The sequence below is a fragment of the Xanthomonas sp. SHU 308 genome, from assembly GCF_000364645.1.
GTDB lineage: Bacteria > Pseudomonadota > Gammaproteobacteria > Xanthomonadales > Xanthomonadaceae > Xanthomonas_A > Xanthomonas_A sontii.
On sequence record NZ_AQOK01000880.1, the window covers coordinates 1 to 3181 of the forward strand.

Here is a 3181-nt window from a genome sequence, read left to right on the forward strand (position 1 = left end):
GCTGCCGCAAGCATGCTCCAGACCATCACAACGCCGCTGCTGCGCACTTTTCCTCCGAACCATGGACCTTGCGACGCCATCCCGTCCGGCGCGCCGTGCGGCCGGCGGAGCGACGTTAGGCTATTCTCGCCTGCCTGAGCAAACCCTGCAGTCAACGGAAATCACGTGCCTTACTGGATCAAGCAACCTGCCGAGCTGAGCGAACGGCTGGCGCAGCGACCGGCCCGCATCGGCCTGGATACCGAATTCGTCCGCGAACGCACCTATTGGCCGCAACTGGCGCTGGTGCAGATGGCCGTAGGCGATGAAATCCTGCTGATCGACCCGCTGATCCCGGGCATGCCGCAGGCGCTGGCGCCGTGGCTGAGCGACCCGGACATCCTCAAGATCATGCACAGCGCCAGCGAAGACCTGGTCGCCTTCAAGTGCGCCTGCGGCACCCTGCCGCGGCCGCTGTTCGACACCCAGATCGCCGCCGGCCTGGCCGGGCTCGGCGCCGGCATGGGCTACCAGAAGCTGGTGCTGGAGATCACCGGCGTGCACCTGGCCAAGGGCGAGACCCGCTCGGACTGGCTGCGCCGCCCGCTGTCGCCGGCGCAGCTGGAGTACGCCGCCGACGACGTGCGCCATCTGTTCGCGCTGCACGACAACCTGCAGGCGCGGTTGCAGACCCTGGAGCGCGGCGACTGGCTGCACGAGGACGGCGAACGCCTGCTCGGCACTGTCGAGCACGAGGACGGCGAACGCTGGCCGCACCTGGGCATGCGCTCGGCGCAGTTCATGGACCGCCCCGCGCAACTGCGCCTGCTGCGCCTGCTGCGCTGGCGCGACGCGCAGGCGCGGCACAACGACAAACCGCGCAGCTGGATCCTGGACAACGAACTGGCCGCCACCCTGGCGCGCTTCCCGCCGCAGGACCAACCGGCCATGCTGGCGCTGTTCGACAAACACCCCAAGGCGCCGCGCAAGCTCAGCGATGCGGTGTGGCAGGCGCTGACCACCCCACTGGCCGACGAAACCGACGCCCCGCAGGCGCTGGCCGCCAGCGACGACAACAAGGCCGCGCTGAAGCGGCTGCAGGACGCGGTGGCCGCGCGCAGCGCCGAACTCGGCCTGCCCGACGGCCTGCTCGCCTCGCGCAAGCACCTGGAAGCCCTGCTGGAAAGCGCGCAATGGCCGGCACCGCTGGCGGGCTGGCGCCGGCGCGAACTGGAACCGCGGCTGCAGCCGCTGCTGGCGGCCACACGCTGAGCGGGCGCGGCCGGGCCGATCGCGCCGCCCCGTCCGCGCAGCGCGATCGGGTCAACGATCGGGCATAAAAAAGGCCAGGAATTCCTGGCCTTTTTCGTTCGCTCAGTACTTGAAGAGCGGGAACTTCAGATCCGGGTGGCGCGCCTTCCATTCGTTGTAGGCGGCGGTGCCTTCCCAGGCGGCGAACGCCTTCGGCGTGCGACCGCGGCCGGACCAGGTTTCGCCGGTGTGCGGCAACTGGTACTTCGGCTTGACCTCGCTGCGGCCGCCGGCGGACTTGCTGCTGGCCGGCTTGGACGCCGCGCTGGTCACGTAGGCGGCGATCTCGTTGCGCTGCTTGGCGCTGAAGAACTCGGCGAACTGCTCCAGCAGCGACAGCACATTGGCGTGCGCCGCATTGGTTTCGCCCTCGCGCGCCTGCCGCTCCTGCTCTTCCAGCTTGCGCATTTCTTCCTGCAGCTTGGCCTTGGCTTCGGCGATCTGTTGCAAGTTGCGAACTTCCGTCATGTGTAAAAGACCTGTCTTTAGGTAAAAAGGTATGAGGCGGACGGTATATTTCGTCCGGAACGAAATCACCGCGGGGGATTTCGGCCGTCGAGTATATCGACTCCATGCGCGCGCTGTAGACAAAAGGCGAACACGTTTTCCGGCCCGACCGGTCCCCTGCCCCGGCGCCGCCGATGTTGCACTGCCCCCTTGGCACGCGGCCCCGTGCCCAGTTACACTACGCGTCTGATGTGGGGCGGTAGCTCAGCTGGGAGAGCGTCGCGTTCGCAATGCGAAGGTCGAGGGTTCGATCCCCTTCCGCTCCACCATCTTGCCGTCTTCGACGGTGCAAACGAGGTCAGACAGCCACCAGGCTCTCTGGCCTTTTTTGTTGGCCGATCTTGAGCCTGGCCGCGCTCGATCGCGCGGGGTGCGCCGTCCACTGGCGCGTCAGGCAGTCCTTGGCCGTCGTCCTGACGGAACGGGAAGCGGGATGCACTCCGCTCCTTCCCGCCGCATCGCTCAGTCGTGACCGCCCTGCTCCGGCTCATCCTGGCCGGAACGCGGGCCACGCTCGTGCGCCTCGCGCAGCTTCTGGTCTTCCAGGCCCGGCCGCTGCTTGGCGGTGTCGTCCTGGGCACGGTCCTGCCGGCCCTCGTGGATGCCCTGCTGCTTGCCGGACTGGGTGGTCTCGTCTTTTGCCATGGTCTGCACCTCGCTGGGGCGGATGCCCGTTCGCCGCCACCCTAGCGAGGCCGCCGTGATGCATGGATCACGGCCTACCTGACGTCACGCCGCCAGCGCCGGTGCGCCGGCCTCGGCGATGTCGTCGCTGCGCAGCAGCCGCGCGCGGTCCAGCAGGATCACCAGCCGATCCTCCAGCTTGCCCATGCCCTGCAGCAGGTCGCGGCGGATATCGCTGCCGAAGGCCGGCGGCGCCTCGATCTGCTGCGGCGGCAGTTCCAGGACCTCGTTGACCGCATCCACCAGCAGGCCGAAGGACTGCGCGCCGCCGCCCTCGTCGGTGGCGGCGCTGGCGATGACGATGCAGCTGCGCCGGGTGACCTCGCTGGGCCCGCGGCCAAGCCGCGACTGCAGGTCCACCACCGGCACCACCGCGCCGCGCAGGTTGATCACCCCGCGCACGCAGGCCGGCATGGTCGGCACCGGGGTGGGCGGACGGTACTCGATGATCTCGTGGATGCCGGCGATGTTGAGCCCGAACAGTTCGCGGTCCAGCTGAAAGGTCAGGAACTGCCAGCCACCCTGCGGCGCGTGCTCGGCCGCGCTCTCGTAGCGATCGTTGTGCATGTTCTTCCCCCTCAGAAGTTGACGAACTGGCCTTCGTCCGGCGCATCCGCCAGCGCGTAGGCCGGCACCGGGCGCGCACGCGGGCGCAGGGCCTTGCCGGCGTTGCGCAGCGGCCGGGTGGCGGCCGGCCTCG

At 68.9% G+C, this 3181-nt stretch carries 4 protein-coding genes and 1 tRNA gene; 2 read left to right on the top strand and 3 right to left on the bottom strand.

Annotated features, from left to right (window positions below):
- The first annotated feature begins 165 nt into the window (after positions 1–165).
- Positions 166–1251 (top strand): ribonuclease D, encoded by a 1086-nt coding sequence (rnd, locus tag D588_RS0122690; RefSeq protein WP_017917623.1) that lies wholly within the window; start codon positions 166–168, stop codon positions 1249–1251.
- Between the two features lie 102 nt (positions 1252–1353).
- Here rnd and D588_RS0122695 read toward each other — a convergent pair whose 3' ends face one another.
- Entirely contained in the window at positions 1354–1758 is a 405-nt protein-coding gene (locus D588_RS0122695) for an H-NS family nucleoid-associated regulatory protein (protein WP_017917624.1), read from the bottom strand.
- A 232-nt stretch (positions 1759–1990) separates the two neighbouring features.
- On the opposite strand from D588_RS0122695, the gene D588_RS0122700 reads away from it, so the two are divergent.
- Positions 1991–2066, top strand: a tRNA-Ala gene (locus D588_RS0122700).
- A gap of 193 nt (positions 2067–2259) precedes the next feature.
- Here the strand turns inward: D588_RS0122700 and D588_RS0122705 are convergent.
- Both D588_RS0122705 and D588_RS0122710 read right to left on the bottom strand, forming a co-directional pair.
- Positions 2260–2442 carry a hypothetical protein gene (locus D588_RS0122705; protein WP_017917625.1) on the bottom strand — a complete coding sequence of 61 codons (183 nt, stop codon included), beginning with the start codon at positions 2440–2442 and terminating at the stop codon, positions 2260–2262.
- A gap of 84 nt (positions 2443–2526) precedes the next feature.
- Complete coding sequence (locus tag D588_RS0122710) at positions 2527–3048, bottom strand: chemotaxis protein CheW (protein WP_017907720.1); 522 nt, start codon at positions 3046–3048, stop codon at positions 2527–2529.
- Between the last annotated feature and the right edge of the window lie 133 nt (positions 3049–3181).